Raw genomic sequence first — 17,860 nt, 5'->3', positions numbered from 1 at the left:
TCATGGACCGCCGCATTTTCGGGCTGGAGAACGAGTACGGCGTCACGTGCACGTTCAGGGGACAGCGCCGCCTGTCGCCTGACGAGGTGGCGCGGTACCTCTTCCGCCGTGTCGTGTCATGGGGCCGTAGCAGCAATGTCTTTCTGCGGAACGGCGCCCGGCTCTATCTCGACGTGGGCTCACATCCGGAATACGCGACACCCGAATGTGACAACGTGACCGAACTGGTCACCCACGACAAGGCCGGCGAGCGCATTCTCGAAGGGCTGTTGGTGGACGCCGAACGACGCCTGCATGAGGAAGGAATCGCGGGCGACGTCTACCTTTTCAAGAACAACACGGACTCGGCGGGCAACTCCTATGGTTGCCACGAGAACTATCTGGTGGCGCGGCACGGGGAGTTCTCCCGGCTCGCGGACATCCTCATTCCGTTCCTGGTGACCCGCCAGCTGCTGTGCGGCGCGGGCAAGGTGCTGCAGACGCCGCGCGGTGCGGTGTACTGCGTGAGCCAGCGGGCGGAGCACATCTGGGAGGGCGTGTCCTCGGCGACGACGCGCTCCCGGCCGATCATCAACACCCGCGACGAGCCGCACGCCGACGCCGAGCGCTACCGCCGGCTGCACGTCATCGTGGGCGACTCGAACATGTCCGAGACGACGATGCTGCTGAAGGTCGGTGCCACCGACCTCGTGCTGCGCATGATCGAGGCGGGCACGGTGATGCGGGACCTGACCCTGGAGAACCCGATCCGGGCGATCCGCGAGGTCAGCCACGACATCACGGGCCGGCGCAAGGTGCGCCTCGCCAGTGGCCGCGAGGCCTCGGCGCTGGAGGTACAGCGGGAGTACTACGAGAAGGCCGTGGACTTCTGCGAGCGGCGCGGTATCCGCACCGGCACGGTCGAGCAGGTGCTGGAGCTGTGGGGCCGGACCCTGGACGCCATCGAGGCGGAGGATCTGGACCGGATCGGCACCGAGATCGACTGGGTCATGAAATACCAGCTCATCGAGCGGTACCGGGCCAAGCACAACATGACCATGTCGCATCCGCGAGTGGCGCAGATAGACCTCGCTTATCACGACATTCACCGTCGTCGGGGTCTGTATTACCTGCTGGAGAAGAAGGGGCAAGCCGCGCGGATCTGCAATGACTTGAAGATCTTCGAGGGCAAGTCCGTGCCGCCGCAGACGACTCGGGCGCGCTTGCGCGGTGACTTCATCCGGCGGGCCCAGGAACAGCGACGGGACTTCACGGTCGACTGGGTGCATCTCAAGCTCAACGACCAGGCACAGCGGACCGTGTTGTGCAAGGACCCGTTCCGTTCGGTGGACGACCGGGTGGAGAAGCTCATCGCCGGTATGTGATCCGGTAGGCGGGCGAACGCCACAGAACGCCACACGGGCGCCGTACTTTCCCGTACGGCGCCCTTGTCACGCCGTAGAGTTGCGCGCACGCCATCCGCAAGATCGACCGATTACGAGGCTTTTCCGTGCGCCGACGCTCTGTTCTCCTTGCCGCCGTTCCCGTTGGACTGGTCACGCTCGCCGCGTGTGGTGACGACAAGTCCGCCTCCAGCAAGGCCAGCGCGGCACCGTCGGCCTCGGCCTCCTCGGTGCCGCCGCCGAAGATCGTGGACGGGCCGCTGCCGGCGATCACGGCGGGGACGAAGTTCGACGAGAAGCCGACGGTGGCCAAGGGCACCGGGGACCCGTCGAAGAACCTGGCGGTCAAGACGGTGATCGCGGGCAGCGGCAAGCCGGTCGCCGAGAACGACTTCATCCAGGCCAACTACCTGGGGCAGATCTGGTCCACGGCGAAGGTCTTCGACCAGTCCTACGACCGTTCGCCGCTGGTGATGCAGCTCGCCCAGGGCAGCATCATCGACGGCTGGCGGTATGCGCTGGCGGGCAAGAAGGTGGGCAGCCGGGTCCTGATGGCGGTGCCGCCGACCTGGGGTTACGGCACCTCGGGCAACTCCCAGGCGGGTATCAAGGGCACCGACACCCTGGTGTTCGTGGTGGACGTGCTGGACTCGTTCAACTCCAAGAGCTCCAGCACCGGCAAGGAGGTCGCGCAGAGCGACGCCGCGCTGCCCAAGGTGGGGACGAACACGGACGGCAAGGCTCCGTCGATCGACATCCCCAAGGCCGACCCGCCGAAGAAGCTGGTGTCGAACTACGTCCTGGAGGGCGACGGCGCGGAAGTCCAGTCCGCGCAGACGATCCTGTGCCAGTTCAAGGGCGTGGTCTGGGACGGCGGCAAGACCTTCGAGCAGACGTACTCGACCGGGCGGCTGAGCCAGTTCTCGGTGGAGCAGATGCAGGAGGTCGTGAAGGGGCTGGCGCAGGGGATCACCGGCAAGAAGGTGGGCAGCCGGGTGATGATCGTCGTACCGCCGGACCTCGCCTATGGGAACAACCCGCCGAGCGGTGGTGTGGTGAAGAAGGGGTCGACGCTGGTGTTCTCGGTGGACATCCTGGCGGCGATGTAGTCGCGCGGGCGTCGGCCGGGCGGGGATGAAAGACTGTCCGGGTTCCGTGTCGTACACAAGCAGGAGCCACAGACGTGAGCATCGACAAGCCCGAGATCGACTTCCCCGGCGGCGAGCCCCCGGCCGACCTGGAGATCAAGGACATCTGGGAGGGCGAGGGCGAGGTGGCCCAGGCGGGCCAGACCGTCACCGTGCACTACGTGGGTGTCGCGTTCAGCACCGGTGAGGAGTTCGACGCCAGCTGGAACCGCGGTACACCGTTCCGCTTCCCGCTGGGCGGCGGCCGGGTCATCAAGGGCTGGGACCAGGGCGTGCAGGGCATGAAGGTCGGCGGCCGTCGTCAGCTGACCATCCCGGCCCACCTCGCCTACGGCAACCAGAGCCCGACCCCGGCCATCCAGCCCGGCGAGACGCTGATCTTCGTCGTGGACCTGCTCGGGGTCTGATCCCCGTCCCTGGTCGGCCGCGCTCGCGCGCTGACCGGTCCCGGTCGGAAACCGGCTGGACGAGGGCCCGTGCCGTGCGCGCGGGCCCTCGTCGTTTGTCGTGGCCTGTCCGTTTCGGTCCTCAACGTTGGCACTGGCTTTTGCCGTGACACTCCGGAGCGGTACGGTCATCGGTCAGAAGCACCATAGGGAAGGCGAAGGGCGTCGATGGCCATTGCCAAGGCCGAGCGGCTGATGAACCTGGCGCTGTGTCTGCTGGGAACGCGGCGGCCGCTCAGCAAGCGTGAGCTGCGGGAATCCATTGAGGCCTACCTGGAAGCGGGGTCGGACGACTCCTTCAACCGGATGTTCGAGCGCGACAAGGACGATCTGCGCGAGCTCGGACTGGTGATCGAGACCGTCGAGAACCTGGACGGCGAGGTCGGCTACCTCGCCCGCCGCGACAGCAACCGCCTCCCGCCCATCACACTCGACGCCGAGGAGGCCGCCGCCCTGGGGCTGGCCGCCAAGGTCTGGCAGCAGGCCCGGCTCGCCGGCGCGGCCAGCGGCGCGCTGCAGAAGCTGCGCGCGGCCGGGCTCCCCGAGGACGTCGACCCGTACGAGGCCCATGGCGCCCTGGAGCCGCGGATCCCCGTGCACGAGGCCGCGTTCGAACCGCTGATGCTGGCCTGCCGCGACCGCCGCCCGGTCGTCTTCGACTACCGCAAGGCCACCGCCGCCCACCCCGAGACCCGGCATGTCGAACCCTGGGCCCTGGAGTGCTGGCGCGGCCACTGGTACCTGGCGGGCTGGGACCGCGACCGGGGCGCCGAGCGGGTGTTCCGGCTCTCCAGGATCACCGGCAAGGTGCGCTCCCGGGGCACCGGCTTCACCGCGCCGGTTCCGGACGTCGTCACCGTGCGCGAGACCGTCGCGGGCTGGGCCGGCGAGATCGCCGACCGCTCCGCGCTGATCCGGCTCCGTTCCGGGTCCGGCTACCCCCTTCGGGCGAAGGCCACGGCGGTCCGGGAACTCGGAGACGGCTGGGACGAGTTGGAGATTCCGTACGGGCACGGGCTGGACGCCTGGCTGGTGGAGTTCGGACCGGACGCGGTGGTGCTGGAGCCGGCCGAGCTGCGTGCGGACGTGGTGGACCGGCTGCGTGCCGTGGCCAAGGGCTGAGGGGGAGCGGAGCAAGACAGTGGCAGGCAAACCGGTCAGGCCCGTGAACGCCATCGACCAGACCCGACGGATGCTCTCCCTGGTGACCTATCTGCGCGAGCGCCCCGGCGCCCGGATCGCGGACGTCGCCCGCGCCTTCGGCATCACCGAGGACGAGCTGGTCTCCGACCTCGACGTGCTGCCCATGTGCGGCACCAGCTTCCGGGGCGGCGACCTGCTGGACATCGACACCGACGGCGAGCGGATCTGGTGGCACAACGCGGCCGCGCTCGGCGAGGAGGCCGCCGAACCGCTCCGGCTCGCCGCCGACGAGGCGACCGCGCTCCTGGTCGCCGCCCGCGCCGTGGCCACCCTGCCCGGACTGCGCGAGGGCGACCGGCAGGCGCTGCTGCGGGCCACCGCCAAGGTGGAGACCGCGGCCGGCGAGGCGGGCGACGCCAGTGCCCGCCTCTCGGTGACCTTCGAGTCCGAGGGCGGCGTCTTCGCCGACGTCGACCGGGCCATCGCCGAGCGCCGCCGGCTGTGGATCCGCTACTACTCACCCGCCCGCGACGAGGTCACCGAGCGCGAGATCGACCCGATCCGCCTGGTCAGCGTCGGCCACACCTATGTGGAGGCCTGGTGCCGGCGCTCCGAGGCCCGGCGTACCTTCCGGCTCGACCGGGTGGCCGAGATCAAGATCCTCGACGAGCCGTCCGCGCCCCCGGAGATCGAGCTGCGCGACCTGTCCGAGGCCCTGGTGCAGCCCGCCGCGGAGGACCCCGAGGTGGTCGCCGAGGTCGGCCCGGGCGGCCGCTGGGTCGCCGAGTACTACCCGCACGACAGCGCGGATGAGCTTCCCGACGGCGGACTGCGTATTACCCTGCGCACCCCCGATCCGGCCTCCCTGCGCCGGCTGGCACTCAGGCTCGGCGGCGACGGCCGGATCGTGTCACCGCCCGAGCTGGCCGACAGCGCCCGCCGGGCGGCCCGCGAGGCACTGGCGGCGTACGACCAGGTTGGGCACGGCGACGAGGAAGGGCAGGGGCGAGGGATTTGAACGAGTCTTCGGGGGTTCTGGACGAGGCTTCGGGTTCCGGTGTCGCGGGAGCGCGGGAGATGACGGTCGCGGCCGCCTTCGCCGGGATGAGAAGAGTGGTCCCCGTGGTGTTCCGGGCCGGCTGCCCGGACTGCCGGGGCAGCTTCGAGCTCACCGCGAGCGCCCTGCGCCTGGCCATCGGAGCCACCAGCAAGACGACGTTCTACTCCTTCACCTGCCCCGACTGCGGGGCCGCCGTCCGCAAGCCCGCCGGCGAGCGGATCGTCGAACTGCTCACCGGCGGCGGGGTCAGGACACTGCGGCTGCATCCCACCGTCTAGGCTCGGCGCATGTTCTGGGCGATGGTCGCGGTAGCTGTGGGTTTCGTGGGTCTCGCCGTGCTCGGCGTGCTCGCCGTCCGGGTCTTCCTGGCGGCGCGACAGCTGGGAGCGCAGGTCACGGACTCGGCCCGGCGCATCAGCCGCGCCGCCGAGGACCTGGAGCGGGCCGCCGAGAGCGCCGCCCGCACTGTCGACGCACTGTGACGCCCGCTGTGGAAGCGATGTGAGTAGTGGGCCATAAGCGGTTTGCGTCACTTCGCCCTGTCACGGTGCCCGCAGGGAAAGGTACGCTGCTGCTCGCGGCACGGAGAACGAGGCACGTACCGCGGACCGGGAGTACGCACGGGGATTGCCTCACGTTTACCCCTGAGCGTTACGATCGCTGACAGCACGATCACTCGGACGTATGTCCGACGGATCGGACAGCACCCCACCCAGCCGCCTCGGTGAGAAGGTAAAGACTTATGTTCGGAAGGCTCGGAGCCCCCGAGATCATTCTCATCCTTGTCGTCGTCATCCTGCTGTTCGGCGCGAAGAAGCTTCCGGACATGGCCCGCTCGCTCGGCAAGTCCGCGCGCATCCTCAAGAGCGAGGCCAAGGCGATGAAGGAAGACGGCAACACCACGAGTTCCGCCCAGGCGCCTGCCTCCGGCGAGCAGTCCCAGGCCCAGCGCACCATCCAGGCGTCCCCCGGCGACGTGACCAGCTCCCGCCCGGTCAACGAGCCGTCGGACACCACCCAGCGCTGACGCAAGGCCGGTAGCCCCCGGCCTGCCGCACGAGATGAGGACGTGGGTTGCCCAAGTCTGCCCGCAAAGAGGAGAAGGATCCCGAGGGGCGGATGCCTCTCGCGGATCACCTTCGTGAGCTCCGCAACCGGCTCGCGAAGGCCATGCTGGCGATCGTCATCGTGACGGTGGTCGCCGCCTTCTTCTACAACGACATCATCAACTTCCTGACCAGGCCGATCCTCGACTCGATCGGTTGCCACCAGACCTTCTCGGAGATCAACAGCGCGGGTGGCAGTGAGAAGTGCGCCACGATCACCATCGACGGCCTGCTCGCTCCGTTCACGCTCGCCCTCCAGGTCTCCCTGACCGCCGGCGTGGTCTTCGCGTCGCCGATCTGGCTGTACCAGCTGTGGGCTTTCGTCGCCCCCGGTCTGCACAGGAACGAGAAGAAGTACGCCTACGCGTTCGTCTTCACCGGCGCTCCGCTCTTCCTCGGCGGCGCGTACTTCGCGTACGCGGTGCTGCCCACCACCGCCAAGGTGCTGATCGACTTCACTCCGAGCGGCAGCATCGCCAACCTGCTGCCGCTCGACGACCTGCTGCAGCTGGTCACCCGCATGGTGATCGTCTTCGGTCTCTCCTTCGAGCTGCCGCTGCTCCTGGTGATGCTCAATCTCACCGGCATCATCACCGGCAAGCGCATGCTCGGCTGGTGGCGGGCGATGATCCTCGGCATCACGGTCTTCGCGGCCGTGGCCACCCCGAGCACCGACCCGCTCTCCATGCTGGCGCTCGCCGGACCGATCTGGGTCCTGTACTTCGGCGCGGTCGCGTTCTCCCTCCTCAACGACCGCCGCAGGCGCCGCCGCGACGGCAACGCCCTCGACGACGACGAGGCCTCCGACCTCGATCTCACGCCCGAGGACGTCGGCGAGGTCGAGACCGTCTCCGCCAGCCGCGCGCTGCCCGAGGCCGGCCCGGACCGGGTCAACGGCTACGACGACGTGACCTGACCGGCCACCACAGCCACCGAGAGGTGCCCGCGTCCCAGGACGCGGGCACCTCTTCGTTGTCCGTTGTCCCATGTTCCGGATAATGATCGTCCTGTTGTCAGTGGGGACCGGTACGCTCGAAAGCACGATGACAGAGGACCTCTCACCGGCCGAGCGATATGCGGCGGCCCGCAAGCGGGCAGCCGAGCAGGCCACCGCGCTCGCGTCGTTCCGCGAGATGTACGACTTCGGCCTCGACCCCTTCCAGATCGAGGCCTGCCAGTCGCTCGAAGCCGGAAAGGGCGTACTGGTGGCCGCCCCCACCGGCTCCGGCAAGACGATCGTGGGCGAGTTCGCCGTCCACCTCGCCCTCATGCAGGGCAAGAAGTGCTTCTACACGACACCCATCAAGGCGCTGTCGAACCAGAAGTACGCCGACCTGTGCCGCCGCTACGGCGATGGCATGGTCGGCCTGCTCACCGGCGACAACAGCATCAACCCGGACGCCGCCGTGGTCGTGATGACCACCGAGGTCCTGCGGAACATGCTGTACGCGGGCTCCCAGACCCTCATCGGCCTCGGCTACGTGGTCATGGACGAGGTCCACTACCTCTCCGACCGCTTCCGCGGCGCCGTCTGGGAAGAGGTGATCATCCACCTCCCGGAGTCCGTGACCCTGGTGTCCCTGTCGGCCACGGTCTCCAACGCCGAGGAGTTCGGCGACTGGCTCGACACGGTCCGCGGCGACACCGAGGTCATCGTCTCCGAGCACCGGCCCGTCCCGCTGTTCCAGCACGTGCTCGCCGGCCGCCGGATGTACGACCTGTTCGAGGAGGGCGAGGGCCAGAAGAAGGCCGTCAACCCCGACCTCACCCGGCTGGCCCGGATGGAGGCCACCAGACCCTCCTACCAGGACCGCAGACGCGGCCGCGCCATGCGGGAGGCCGACCGGGAGCGGGAGCGCCGGCAGCGCTCCCGGGTGTGGACGCCGGGCCGTCCCGAGGTCATCGAACGCCTCGACAACGAGGGCCTGCTGCCCGCCATCACCTTCATCTTCAGCCGCGCCGCCTGCGAGGCCGCCGTCCAGCAGTGCCTGCACGCGGGCCTGAGGCTCAACGACGACGAGGCGCGGGAGAAGGTGCGCGCACTCGTCGAGGAGCGCACCTCGTCCATCCCGCCCGAGGACCTGCACGTCCTCGGCTACTACGAGTGGCTGGAGGGCCTGGAGCGCGGGATCGCCGCCCACCACGCGGGCATGCTCCCCACCTTCAAGGAAGTCGTCGAGGAACTCTTCGTCCGCGGCCTGGTCAAGGCCGTGTTCGCCACCGAGACCCTCGCGCTCGGCATCAACATGCCCGCCCGCTCGGTGGTGTTGGAGAAGCTCGTCAAGTGGAACGGCGAGCAGCACGCCGACATCACGCCCGGCGAGTACACCCAGCTGACGGGCCGTGCGGGTCGGCGCGGCATCGACGTCGAGGGCCATGCCGTGGTGCTGTGGCAGCGCGGGACGAGCCCCGAGCACCTGGCCGGTCTTGCGGGCACGCGTACCTATCCGCTGCGGTCCAGCTTCAAGCCGTCGTACAACATGGCGGTCAACCTGGTCGAGCAGTTCGGGCGGCACCGCTCGCGGGAACTGCTGGAGACCTCGTTCGCGCAGTTCCAGGCCGACAAGTCGGTCGTCGGGATCTCCCGTCAGGTGCAGCGCAACGAGGAAGGGCTCGCCGGCTACAAGGAGTCCATGACCTGCCACCTCGGCGACTTCGAGGAGTACGCCCGGCTGCGCCGCGAACTGAAGGACCGGGAGACCGAACTGGCCCGGCAGGGCGTCGCCCAGCGGCGCGCCGAGGCGGCCGTGGCACTGGAGAAGCTCAAGCCGGGCGATGTCATCCACGTCCCGACGGGCAAGTACGCGGGCCTGGCCCTCGTCCTCGACCCCGGGCTGCCCGCCGGGCGGTCCAACGGCCACCGCGGGTTCGAACAGCACGACGGGCCGCGCCCGTTGGTGCTGACGGCCGAGCGGCAGGTCAAGCGGCTGGCCTCGATCGATTTCCCGGTGCCCGTCGAGGCGCTGGAGCGGATGCGGATCCCCAAGTCCTTCAACCCCCGCTCCCCGCAGTCCCGTCGGGACCTCGCGTCCGCGTTGCGCACCAAGGCCGGGCACATCCCGCCGGAGCGCGCCCGCAAGAAGCGGTCGCAGGCGGCGGACGACCGGGAGATCGCGCGGCTGCGCACGGCGATCCGGGCGCACCCCTGCCACGGCTGCAACGACCGTGAGGACCACGCCCGGTGGGCCGAGCGGTACCACCGGCTGATCCGGGACACCTCGCAGCTGGAGCGGCGCATCGAGGGGCGGACCAACACCATCGCCCGCACCTTCGACCGGATCGTGGCGCTCCTCACCGAACTGGACTACCTGCGCGGGGACGAGGTCACCGAGCACGGCAAGCGGCTGGCCCGGCTGTATGGCGAGCTGGACTTGTTGGCGAGTGAATGCTTGCGGGCGGGGGTCTGGGAAGGACTCGGCCCCGCCGAACTCGCCGCCTGCGTCTCGGCGCTGGTGTACGAGGCCCGGGTCGGGGACGACGCGATGGTGCCGAAGCTGCCCTCCGGGAAGGCCAAGGCCGCGCTCGGCGAGATGGTCCGGATCTGGGGGCGCCTGGACGCGCTGGAAGAGGAGTTCCGGATCACGCAGACCGAGGGGGTCGGGCAGCGCGAGCCGGACCTCGGCTTCGCCTGGGCCGCCTACATGTGGGCCTCCGGGATGGGGCTGGACGAGGTGCTGCGGGAGGCGGAGATGCCGGCCGGTGACTTCGTGCGCTGGTGCAAGCAGGTGATCGACGTGCTGGGGCAGCTGTCCGCGGCGGCTTCTCCTGCGGAGGGCTCGACCGTGGCGAAGGCTGCGCGGAAGGCGGTTGATCTGGTGTTGCGGGGGGTTGTGGCCTACTCGTCGGTGGGGTGACGGGTACGTTGGCGGGTGCGGGTGGGGTGTGGCTGGTCGCGCAGTTCCTCCCCCAGCCTCCGGCCGGGGGTACCCCCAGCGCCCCTGGGTAGGGTGCGTCACCCCTGGCTCAGGTAGTTCCGCCAGCCCTCGTACCCTGTGATGTCCTCGGCGTTCACCAATGCGCTCGGTTCGCAGAGGAAGCCGGGGACGCTGGTGCCGTCTGCCAGGTCGACGCTGCCCAGGGTCATGGGGTGGGGGAGCGTCGCGAGCAGGCGGCCCAGGCCTTCGGGGGGAAGGGTCCACACCTCCGCCTCGATCGCGGCCCCGCCCTCGTCCACGTGGACCAGGCCCGGCTTCGGCGGGGTCGTCTGCAGTGCGTAGAAGCGGTACGTGGGTGCCGTGGTCGTGGTGCGGTCGAGTACCGCTCCCAGGGCGAGGAGTTGGGGGTTGAGGGGCTGGCCCGTCAGGTGGGCGCCCAGGACCGCGAGGCTCACCCTCGGTTCCAGGGTGCGGGCGATGGTGGCCAGGCGGTCGTCCGTGAAGGCGGGGCCGATCAGCATCACGCCGAACGGGAGGCCGTTCACCTCGCCGGCCGGGACCGCCACCGCGGCCAGGTCGAAGAGGTTCGTGGAGTTGGTGAAGCGGCCCAGGCGGGCGTTGGCGCCCAGGGGGTCTGCCGCGACCTCGGCGAGGGTGGGGTGACCGGGGGTCGTGGGGAGGAGCAGGGCGTCCGCGTCGGCGAGCTCGGTCAGGGCGCGGGCGCGGAGGGCCGCCAGTCGGTCCTGGTCGGTGAAGAGCCGGTGCGCCGGGATGTCACGGGCCCGGGTGATGATGCCCGCGACCGTGGGGTCCAGGCCCTCGCCGCCCGAGGAGATCAACTTGTCGATGAAAGCGCCCACCGCTGTGTAGCGCTCGGCGACGAACGCGCCCTCGTAGAGCATCGCCGCCGCCTCGGTGAAGGGCGTCAGGTCCAGGGGCTGGATCGTGGCGCCGGCGGCGGCCAGGCGGGCGACTGTCTGCTCGTAGGCTTCCGCCCAGCCCTCGTCCAGCTCGCCGAGCTGGGCGAGCGGGGGGACGGCGATGCGCCAGGGGCCGGGGGGTCGCTGGGGGAGGGGCGGGAGGGGGCGGTCCGGGTGCTGTGTGACATGCCACAACGCCTGCTCGGCCTCCGGAAGGGTCCGGGCGAACACCGTCACACAGTCCACCGAGGCGCACGCCGGGACCACCCCGGCCGTGGGCACCAGGCCACGGGTCGGCTTCAGGCCGACGATGCCGTTGAAGGCGGCCGGGACCCGGCCCGAGCCCGCGGTGTCGGTGCCGAGGGCCAGGTCGACGATGCCCAGGGCCACGGCGACGGCCGAGCCGGAGCTGGAGCCGCCGCTGATCCTGGCCGGGTCGATCGCGTTGCGGACCGCGCCGTACGGGGAGCGGGTGCCGACCAGGCCGGTCGCGAACTGGTCGAGGTTGGTGGTGCCGAGGGCGATGGCCCCGGCCGCGCGCAGCCGGGCCACCACCGGGGCGTCGGCCTCCGGTTCGTACGCGTACGCCGGGCAGCCCGCCGTCGTGGGCAGACCGTGCACATCGATGTTGCCCTTGGCGGCGAACAGGCGGCCCGCGAGGGGGAGCCGTTCGCCGGCGGCCACCCGCTCGTCGATCGCGCGCGCCTCCGCCTCGACCTCCTCCCGCGGGCGCAGGTCGATCCAGATCTCGGGGCGGTCGACCGCTTCGATGCGCGCGTAGGCGGCACGGACACGGGAGACGGTGCTGGACATGCTCTTGCTCCTGTCGGTCAGTTCGCGGCCGGCGCCAGGACGAGCAGTGCCGTCCCCGCCTCCACCTGGTCGCCGGGCCTCGCCAGGATCTCCGCCACCACGCCTGCCATCGGCGCGTGCACCCTGGACTCCATCTTCATCGCCTCCAGCGCGAGGAGGGGCTGGCCGGACGTCACCTCGTCGCCGGGCCGTACGTTCAGCTGCCAGACGGAGGCGGCGAACTCGGCCTCGATCAGGCGGCCGCCCGGCGGTATCGACACCTCGGCCGGTGCGGCGGCGGGAGCCGTGGCCGCGTCCGCCCGCGCGAACTCGCCCGCCGCCTCCCACGCGTCGCGTTCCGCGCCGAAGGCCGCCTGCTGGCGGGTCCTGAACTCCGCTATGGCGTCGGCGTGTTCGGTGAGGAAGTCCTGGTAGGCGGCGAGGGAGAAGGTGCCCTCCTCGATGCGGGGCACGAAGCGGCCGGAGGTGATGTCGGCGCGCAGGTCGAGGAGTTCGTCCGCCGACACCGGGTACCACCTGATCCGGTCGAAGAAGCGCAGCAGCCATGGTGAGCCCGGCTCGAACGCGCCGCGCTGCTGCCAGCCCGACCACACCTGGGTCGTACGGCCCACGAACTGGTAGCCGCCCGGACCCTCCATGCCGTAGATGCACAGGTAGGCGCCGCCGATGCCGACGGAGTTCTCGGCGGTCCAGGTGCGGGCCGGGTTGTACTTGGTGGTGACCAGGCGGTGGCGTGGGTCGAGCGGGGTGGCGACCGGGGCGCCCAGGTAGACGTCGCCCAGGCCGAGGACCAGGTACTCCGCGTCGAAGACCGTGCGGTAGACGTCCTCGACCGAGTCCAGGCCGTTGATCCGGCGGATGAACTCGATGTTCCACGGGCACCAGGGGGCGTCGTCGCGGACCCCCGCCATGTAGCGGGCGATCGCCTCGCGGGTCGCCGGGTCGTCCCAGGAGAGGGGGAGGTGGACCGTGCGGGAGGGGACCACGAGTTCGTCGGTGGGCGGGAGCGCGGTGACGATGTCGCGTACGGCGGCGAGGAGTTCGGGCTGGGTGAGGAGACGGGGGTCCGTCTGGATCTGGAGTGAGCGGATGCCGGGGGTGAGGTCGGTGACCCCGGGCAGGTGCGCCGCCGTCACCGCCTCCATCAGCGCGTGGACGCGCATGCGGAGCGCCAGGTCGAGCTGCATCGGGCCGAACTCGACCAGCAGGTTGTCGTCGCCGCTGCGGCGGTACGTCACGTCACCGTCGCGGCCCAGGACGCCGCCGTCGAGGATCTCGGGGCGGGGCGCGCCCGTGATGTCGACCGGGGCGAAGCGGACCGTGTCGCCGGGGCGGAGCTGGCCCAGCTTCCAGCGTTCGCTGCTCAGGACGGTCGCCGGGCAGACGAAGCCGCCCAGGGAGGGGCCGTCGGGGCCGAGGAGGACCGGCATGTCGCCGGTGTAGTCCACGGCGCCGACCGAGTACGGGGTGTCGTGGATGTTGGACGGGTGCAGGCCCGCCTCGCCGCCGTCGGTGCGGGCCCAGCGCGGCTTGGGGCCGACCAGCCGGACGCCGGTGCGGGCCGAGTTGAAGTGCACCTTCCACTCGGCGGCGTAGAAGTCGCGGATGTCGTCCTCGGTGAAGAACTCCGGTGCGGCGTGGGGGCCTTCGACGGCCGCGAGGTTCCAGACGGAGGTGAACCGCGGGCGTTCGGCGACCGGTTCGCCCTCCGTCACGGCTCCGCCGTGCAGGACGTCGCCCGTGCGCAGGGCCCGGCCGCCGTGACCGCCGAACCGGCCCAGCGTGAAGGTGCTCGCGCTGCCCAGGAAGGGCGGGACGTCCAGGCCGCCGCCGGCGAACAGGACGTAGGTGCGCAGCCCGTGTGCGGAGGGGGCGCCGATCTCCAGCAGGCCGCCCGCCGGGACCGTCACCGGCTCCCACTGGGCGATCGGGGTGCCGTCCAGGGTCACCGGGGCCGGGGCACCGGTGACGCAGACCGTGGTGGGGTGGGTGAAGCGCAGGGACGGGCCCTGGAGGGTGCATTCGAGGCCGGGTGCGCCCTCCGGGTTGCCCAGCGCGCGGTTGCCGAGGCGGAAGGAGCGGTCGTCCATCGGGCCGCAGGGGGGTACGCCGACCTGCCAGTAGCCGGTGCGGCCCGGCCAGTCCTGGACCGTGGTGAGCGTCCCGCCGGCGACCACCTCGATGCGGGGGGTGGGGTCGGTGACCTCGGCGAGGGTCGCCGTCGAGTGGGCGGCGGCGCGGAAACCGGGGTCGGACAGGGCGGCGCGCACCAGGCCGAGATTGGTCTCGATGCCGTCGACCCGGGTGCGGGCCAGCGCCGCGTCCAGCCGTCGCAGCGCCTCGGCGCGGTCGGGGCCGTGCGCGATCACCTTCGCGAGCATCGGGTCGTACGACGTCGTGACCTCGGTGCCGGTCTCCACCCAGCCGTCGACGCGTACCCCGTCGGGGAACTCGACCCGGGTCAGCAGGCCCGCGCTGGGCCGGTGTTCACGGGACGGGTCCTCGGCGTAGACGCGGGCCTCGACGGCGTGGCCGCGCGGTGCGCCCGGGTCCCGGACGACGTCGGACTCGCCCCGCGCCAGGCGCAGCATCCAGGCGACCAGGTCGACGCCGTAGATCTCCTCGGTGACCGGATGCTCCACCTGGAGGCGGGTGTTGACCTCCAGGAAGTAGGCCTCCTCGCGGCCCGCGTCGTACACGAACTCGACCGTGCCGGCGGAGCGGTAGCCGACCGAGGCGCACAGTTCGCGGGCGGAGGCGGCGAGTTGAGCGCGGACGCGGTCGGGCAGGCCGGGGGCCGGTGCCTCCTCGACCACCTTCTGGTTGCGGCGCTGGAGCGAGCAGTCGCGGTCGCCGAAGGTGACGACCCGGCCGGCGCCGTCGCCGAAGACCTGGACCTCGACATGGCGGGCGTCCTCGACCAGGCGCTCCAGGAAGACCCCGGCGGAGGAGAAGGAGGCGGCGGCGACGCGCTGCACCCGCTCCCAGGCGTCGGTCAGTTCGTCGGCCGATCGACAAGCCGACATACCGATACCGCCGCCACCGCCGGTGGCCTTGAGCATGACGGGATAGCCGATGGCGGCGGCCGCGCGGAGCGCCTCGGCCAGGTCGGGGAGGAGTCCGGTGCCCGGGGCCAGCGGGACGCCGGCCGCCTCGGCCGCCGCCCGTGCCGTGTGCTTCGCGCCGAACAGCTCCAGTTGCTCCGGGGCCGGTCCCACGAACACGATCCCGGCCTCCTCGCAGCGCCGGGCGAACCCGGCGTCCTCGGACAGGAAGCCGTAGCCGGGGTGGATCGCGCCCGCGCCGGTGTCCTTGGCCGCCTTCAGGACCAGGTCGGCGTCGAGGTACGACTCCTTCGCGGGCGCCGGGCCGAGGCGGACCGCCTCGTCGGCGAGGCGGACGTGGGGTGCCGAGCGGTCGGGGTCGGAGTACACCGCGACCGTGCGCAGGCCCAGTTCACGGGCGGTGCGGATGATGCGGACGGCGATCTCGCCGCGGTTGGCGACCAGCAGGGTGTCGAAGGTCATCCCGCGGCTCCGGCGATCGTCATCTCCACGGCGGTCGGGTCGAAGCCGTTGCAGGGGTTGTTGATCTGGGGGCAGTTGGAGACCAGGACCAGGACGTCCCGTTCGGCGCGCAGGGTCAGCTTCAGGCCCGGGGCCGAGATGCCGTCGACGATGCCGAGGGTGCCGTCCTGCTCGACGGGCACGTTCATGTACCAGTTGATGTTGGAGACCAGGTCGCGCTTGCCGAGGCCGTGCTTCGCGCCCTCCGCGAGGAAGTTGTCCACGCAGGCGTGCTGGGACCAGGTGTGGTGGCCGTAGCGCAGGGTGTTGGACTCCTTGGAGCAGGCGCCGCCGACCGTGTCGTGCCGGCCGACCTCGTCGGCGACGACGGTCATCAGGGGGGTGTGCTCGTTGGAGAGCAGCACGCTGCCGGTGGTGAGGAAGAGGGAGCCCTGGGCGTGGATCGTGTCCGGCGCGCTGTAGCGGACGGCGGTGTCGTGGGCGTCGTAGACGAGGAAGTCGACGGCCTGGTTGCCGTGCAGGTCGGTGATGGTGAGCGTGTCGCCCTCGTGGATCACGGCGGACCAGGCGGCGCGGGCCGGGACGACGGCGGTCTGCGTGCTCGTGCTCATGCGAGCCCCCTCGCGGCGAGGAATTCGGCGGTGTTGAGGAAGGCGCGGCGGCCTTCGGGGGTGGCGTCCCAGAGCGGGTCGCCGGCTGTCGTCGGCGCGGCGCGCCAGGCCAGGACCTCCAGGGGGGTGCTGACGTAGTCGGGGCGCGGGTCGACCGGGTGCGGGACGTTCGCGATCAGCACGGTCAGGTCCTGCTCGGCGCGGAGCGTGACGCTGCCGCCGGGGCCGGCCGAGCCGGTGAAGTCCAGCGTGCCGTCCTCGCGCACCTCCACGCCCTGGAAGAACGACAGGGACGGCGGCAGGTCGCGCGTTTCCAGCCCGTTCTTGGCGGCCGCCAGCTTGAACAGCTCACGGCCGGCGGGGGAGGACGACTGCGGGGTGCCGTCGCCGTACCGGTCGGTGTTGCGGACCAGGGTGGAGGTGCCGCACAGGGCGTCGTGCCGGCCGGACGTGTCGGCGACGACGGAGGCGAGGACCCGGCCCTGGTCGTTCAGGAGCAGGACGCCCTCGCCGAGGTACGCGTTCCACTGGACCTTGACCGTGTCGGCGACGTTCAGCCGCTCCCAGGGACGGTCGGCGACGTACAGCAGGAGATGGGCGCAGGCGTCGCCGCTCAGGTCGGTCAGCCGCAGCTCGGTGCCGCGGGCCAGGACCCGGTGGGTGTAGTTGCCGCCCGCCACCGTCTCGGCCCACACCAGGTGGCCCGCCTCGCAGGGCGGGTCCGGCCACTGTGCCGCCGGGACGACGGGCATGGCCGTGGCGCGGGTGCCCTCCTGGGCCCGGGCATGCGCCCGCGCTCCGTACGTGGTCGCTGTCGCCATCTCGCCGACCTCCGGTTCCTTGGACTCGGGTATTTCTGTCGCCCGACAGAAATTAGGGGCGGGTCGGGTCGAGGGCGTTGCCGCGGCGTTCCGGGCCGGTTACCGAGGGCTCACCGGGGGTGCGGAGCGGACGCACGTCGTGATCGTCGGACGACGGCGTGTGCGAGGATCGAACGCATGGGGACGAGCAGTGGGCGCCGGGTCGGCCGGCCGCGGGTCGCGCAGCGGGCGGACAGCGGTCTGGAGCCGCGGGCCGAACTGCTGGTGGCCGCGGCCGAGTTGTTCACCACCCACGGCTACGCGGCCACCACCACCCGGGCCGTCGCCGAGCGTGCGGGTATGCGGCAGGCGTCGATGTACCACTACGTCTCCGGCAAGGAGGAGCTGCTCGCCGAGCTGCTGGAGTCCACCGTGACGCCGTCCCTGGCGTACGCGCGTGAACTGCTCTCGGACGACGCGACGCCGGCCGGGGAGCGGTTGCGGGCCCTGTGCCGGGCCGACGTGGAGCTGCTGTGTGCCGGGCCGCACAACCTCGGCGCGCTCTACCTGCTGCCCGAGGTGCGCACCGAGCGGTTCGCCGGTTTCCGTGCCGTGCGGGCCGAACTCAAGGACGCCTACCGCCAGTTGATCGCCGCGACGGACGCCGGCGGGGCGCTCGGCAAGGGCGAGCTGGAGCTGCGGACCGATCTGGTCTTCGGACTGATCGAAAGTGTCATCCTGATTCACCGTTCCGAACCGGAGCGCCCCGTCGGCGAGTTCGCCCGCGCCACGGCCGACGCGGCGTTGCGGATCGCGGGGGTCTGAACCCGGCGGAGGATTCGCCCCGGGGAGCCTTTTCACCCGTTACGGCGAGTCATCCTCGTACGCCCGTACGTCGTGACGCAACGTGTGCGAACAGATGCCCAGCGTGCAAAACGACCGAGGGTACTCCAGTCCTTTGGGGCTTTTCAGGTGCTTGCTGAATATGACACGGCGTTGATCCGGTCGGACTAAGCTCGCCCGCGGCGC

General features: G+C 71.0%; 15 protein-coding genes. 11 read left to right on the top strand and 4 right to left on the bottom strand.

What is annotated here, in order from left to right:
- Positions 1 to 2 precede the first annotated feature (2 nt).
- From pafA to ACFZDK_RS16830, 10 genes are all read left to right on the top strand, one after another.
- On the top strand, positions 3 to 1,364 hold the full coding sequence (gene pafA, locus ACFZDK_RS16875; protein WP_067429457.1) for a Pup--protein ligase: 1,362 nt from the start codon (positions 3 to 5) through the stop codon (positions 1,362 to 1,364).
- Positions 1,365 to 1,489: 125 nt separating this feature from the next.
- On the top strand, positions 1,490 to 2,491 hold the full coding sequence (locus tag ACFZDK_RS16870) for an FKBP-type peptidyl-prolyl cis-trans isomerase (protein ID WP_390973161.1): 1,002 nt from the start codon (positions 1,490 to 1,492) through the stop codon (positions 2,489 to 2,491).
- 74 nt (positions 2,492 to 2,565) lie between these two features.
- Positions 2,566 to 2,937: an FKBP-type peptidyl-prolyl cis-trans isomerase gene (locus ACFZDK_RS16865; protein ID WP_046726737.1), complete on the top strand. Its 372-nt coding sequence runs from the start codon at positions 2,566 to 2,568 to the stop codon at positions 2,935 to 2,937.
- Between the two features lie 207 nt (positions 2,938 to 3,144).
- Positions 3,145 to 4,098 carry a WYL domain-containing protein gene (locus ACFZDK_RS16860; protein WP_390973159.1) on the top strand — a complete coding sequence of 318 codons (954 nt, stop codon included), beginning with the start codon at positions 3,145 to 3,147 and terminating at the stop codon, positions 4,096 to 4,098.
- 19 nt (positions 4,099 to 4,117) lie between these two features.
- On the top strand, positions 4,118 to 5,137 hold the full coding sequence (locus ACFZDK_RS16855) for a WYL domain-containing protein (protein WP_390973158.1): 1,020 nt from the start codon (positions 4,118 to 4,120) through the stop codon (positions 5,135 to 5,137).
- Positions 5,138 to 5,196: 59 nt separating this feature from the next.
- Complete coding sequence (locus ACFZDK_RS16850; protein ID WP_351490293.1) at positions 5,197 to 5,457, top strand: hypothetical protein; 261 nt, start codon at positions 5,197 to 5,199, stop codon at positions 5,455 to 5,457.
- Between the two features lie 9 nt (positions 5,458 to 5,466).
- A complete protein-coding gene (locus ACFZDK_RS16845) occupies positions 5,467 to 5,661 on the top strand; it encodes a hypothetical protein (RefSeq protein WP_355726726.1) in 195 nt (64 codons plus the stop codon).
- Between the two features lie 260 nt (positions 5,662 to 5,921).
- On the top strand, positions 5,922 to 6,206 hold the full coding sequence (gene tatA, locus ACFZDK_RS16840; RefSeq protein WP_390973156.1) for a Sec-independent protein translocase subunit TatA: 285 nt from the start codon (positions 5,922 to 5,924) through the stop codon (positions 6,204 to 6,206).
- Between the two features lie 47 nt (positions 6,207 to 6,253).
- Entirely contained in the window at positions 6,254 to 7,201 is a 948-nt protein-coding gene (tatC, locus tag ACFZDK_RS16835) for a twin-arginine translocase subunit TatC (RefSeq protein ID WP_390973155.1), read from the top strand.
- Positions 7,202 to 7,283: 82 nt separating this feature from the next.
- Positions 7,284 to 10,139: a DEAD/DEAH box helicase gene (locus ACFZDK_RS16830; protein WP_390973430.1), complete on the top strand. Its 2,856-nt coding sequence runs from the start codon at positions 7,284 to 7,286 to the stop codon at positions 10,137 to 10,139.
- Between the two features lie 98 nt (positions 10,140 to 10,237).
- Here ACFZDK_RS16830 and atzF read toward each other — a convergent pair whose 3' ends face one another.
- Genes atzF through ACFZDK_RS16810 form a run of 4 tightly spaced genes read right to left on the bottom strand, consistent with a single transcriptional unit; the run spans position 10,238 to position 16,852 of the window.
- Entirely contained in the window at positions 10,238 to 11,893 is a 1,656-nt protein-coding gene (gene atzF, locus ACFZDK_RS16825) for an allophanate hydrolase (protein ID WP_390973153.1), read from the bottom strand.
- A gap of 17 nt (positions 11,894 to 11,910) precedes the next feature.
- The gene (locus ACFZDK_RS16820; RefSeq protein WP_390973151.1) at positions 11,911 to 15,420 is read right to left on the bottom strand and encodes a 5-oxoprolinase/urea amidolyase family protein; all 3,510 of its coding nucleotides are present in this window, start codon (positions 15,418 to 15,420) and stop codon (positions 11,911 to 11,913) included.
- Complete coding sequence (locus tag ACFZDK_RS16815) at positions 15,417 to 16,031, bottom strand: urea amidolyase associated protein UAAP2 (protein WP_390973149.1); 615 nt, start codon at positions 16,029 to 16,031, stop codon at positions 15,417 to 15,419. The genes ACFZDK_RS16820 and ACFZDK_RS16815 overlap by 4 nt, the downstream gene beginning before the upstream one ends.
- The gene (locus tag ACFZDK_RS16810) at positions 16,028 to 16,852 is read right to left on the bottom strand and encodes an urea amidolyase associated protein UAAP1 (RefSeq protein WP_390973147.1); all 825 of its coding nucleotides are present in this window, start codon (positions 16,850 to 16,852) and stop codon (positions 16,028 to 16,030) included. The genes ACFZDK_RS16815 and ACFZDK_RS16810 overlap by 4 nt, the downstream gene beginning before the upstream one ends.
- A 177-nt stretch (positions 16,853 to 17,029) precedes the next feature.
- Between ACFZDK_RS16810 and ACFZDK_RS16805 the strand changes: the two genes are divergently transcribed.
- Positions 17,030 to 17,656, top strand: a complete 627-nt coding sequence (locus tag ACFZDK_RS16805; RefSeq protein ID WP_390973145.1) for a TetR family transcriptional regulator — start codon at positions 17,030 to 17,032, stop codon at positions 17,654 to 17,656.
- Positions 17,657 to 17,860 lie beyond the last annotated feature (204 nt).

Origin of the sequence: Streptomyces sp. NPDC007901, assembly GCF_042959465.1 — a bacterium.
In the GTDB taxonomy this organism is placed as follows: domain Bacteria; phylum Actinomycetota; class Actinomycetes; order Streptomycetales; family Streptomycetaceae; genus Streptomyces.
This window is presented reverse-complemented; position numbering and strand designations above follow the sequence as displayed.

What these genes read in the sequence shown, in the direction of transcription:
- atzF (WP_390973153.1), bottom strand. Translation starts at nt 11,893, where the DNA reads ATGTCCAGCACCGTCTCCCGTGTCCGTGCCGCCTACGCGCGCATCGAA.
- ACFZDK_RS16845 (WP_355726726.1), top strand. Translation starts at nt 5,467, where the DNA reads ATGTTCTGGGCGATGGTCGCGGTAGCTGTGGGTTTCGTGGGTCTCGCC.
- tatA (WP_390973156.1), top strand. Translation starts at nt 5,922, where the DNA reads ATGTTCGGAAGGCTCGGAGCCCCCGAGATCATTCTCATCCTTGTCGTC.
- ACFZDK_RS16820 (WP_390973151.1), bottom strand. Translation starts at nt 15,420, where the DNA reads ATGACCTTCGACACCCTGCTGGTCGCCAACCGCGGCGAGATCGCCGTC.
- ACFZDK_RS16810 (WP_390973147.1), bottom strand. Translation starts at nt 16,852, where the DNA reads ATGGCGACAGCGACCACGTACGGAGCGCGGGCGCATGCCCGGGCCCAG.
- ACFZDK_RS16850 (WP_351490293.1), top strand. Translation starts at nt 5,197, where the DNA reads ATGACGGTCGCGGCCGCCTTCGCCGGGATGAGAAGAGTGGTCCCCGTG.
- ACFZDK_RS16805 (WP_390973145.1), top strand. Translation starts at nt 17,030, where the DNA reads ATGGGGACGAGCAGTGGGCGCCGGGTCGGCCGGCCGCGGGTCGCGCAG.
- pafA (WP_067429457.1), top strand. Translation starts at nt 3, where the DNA reads ATGGACCGCCGCATTTTCGGGCTGGAGAACGAGTACGGCGTCACGTGC.
- ACFZDK_RS16815 (WP_390973149.1), bottom strand. Translation starts at nt 16,031, where the DNA reads ATGAGCACGAGCACGCAGACCGCCGTCGTCCCGGCCCGCGCCGCCTGG.
- ACFZDK_RS16860 (WP_390973159.1), top strand. Translation starts at nt 3,145, where the DNA reads ATGGCCATTGCCAAGGCCGAGCGGCTGATGAACCTGGCGCTGTGTCTG.
- ACFZDK_RS16830 (WP_390973430.1), top strand. Translation starts at nt 7,284, where the DNA reads ATGATCGTCCTGTTGTCAGTGGGGACCGGTACGCTCGAAAGCACGATG.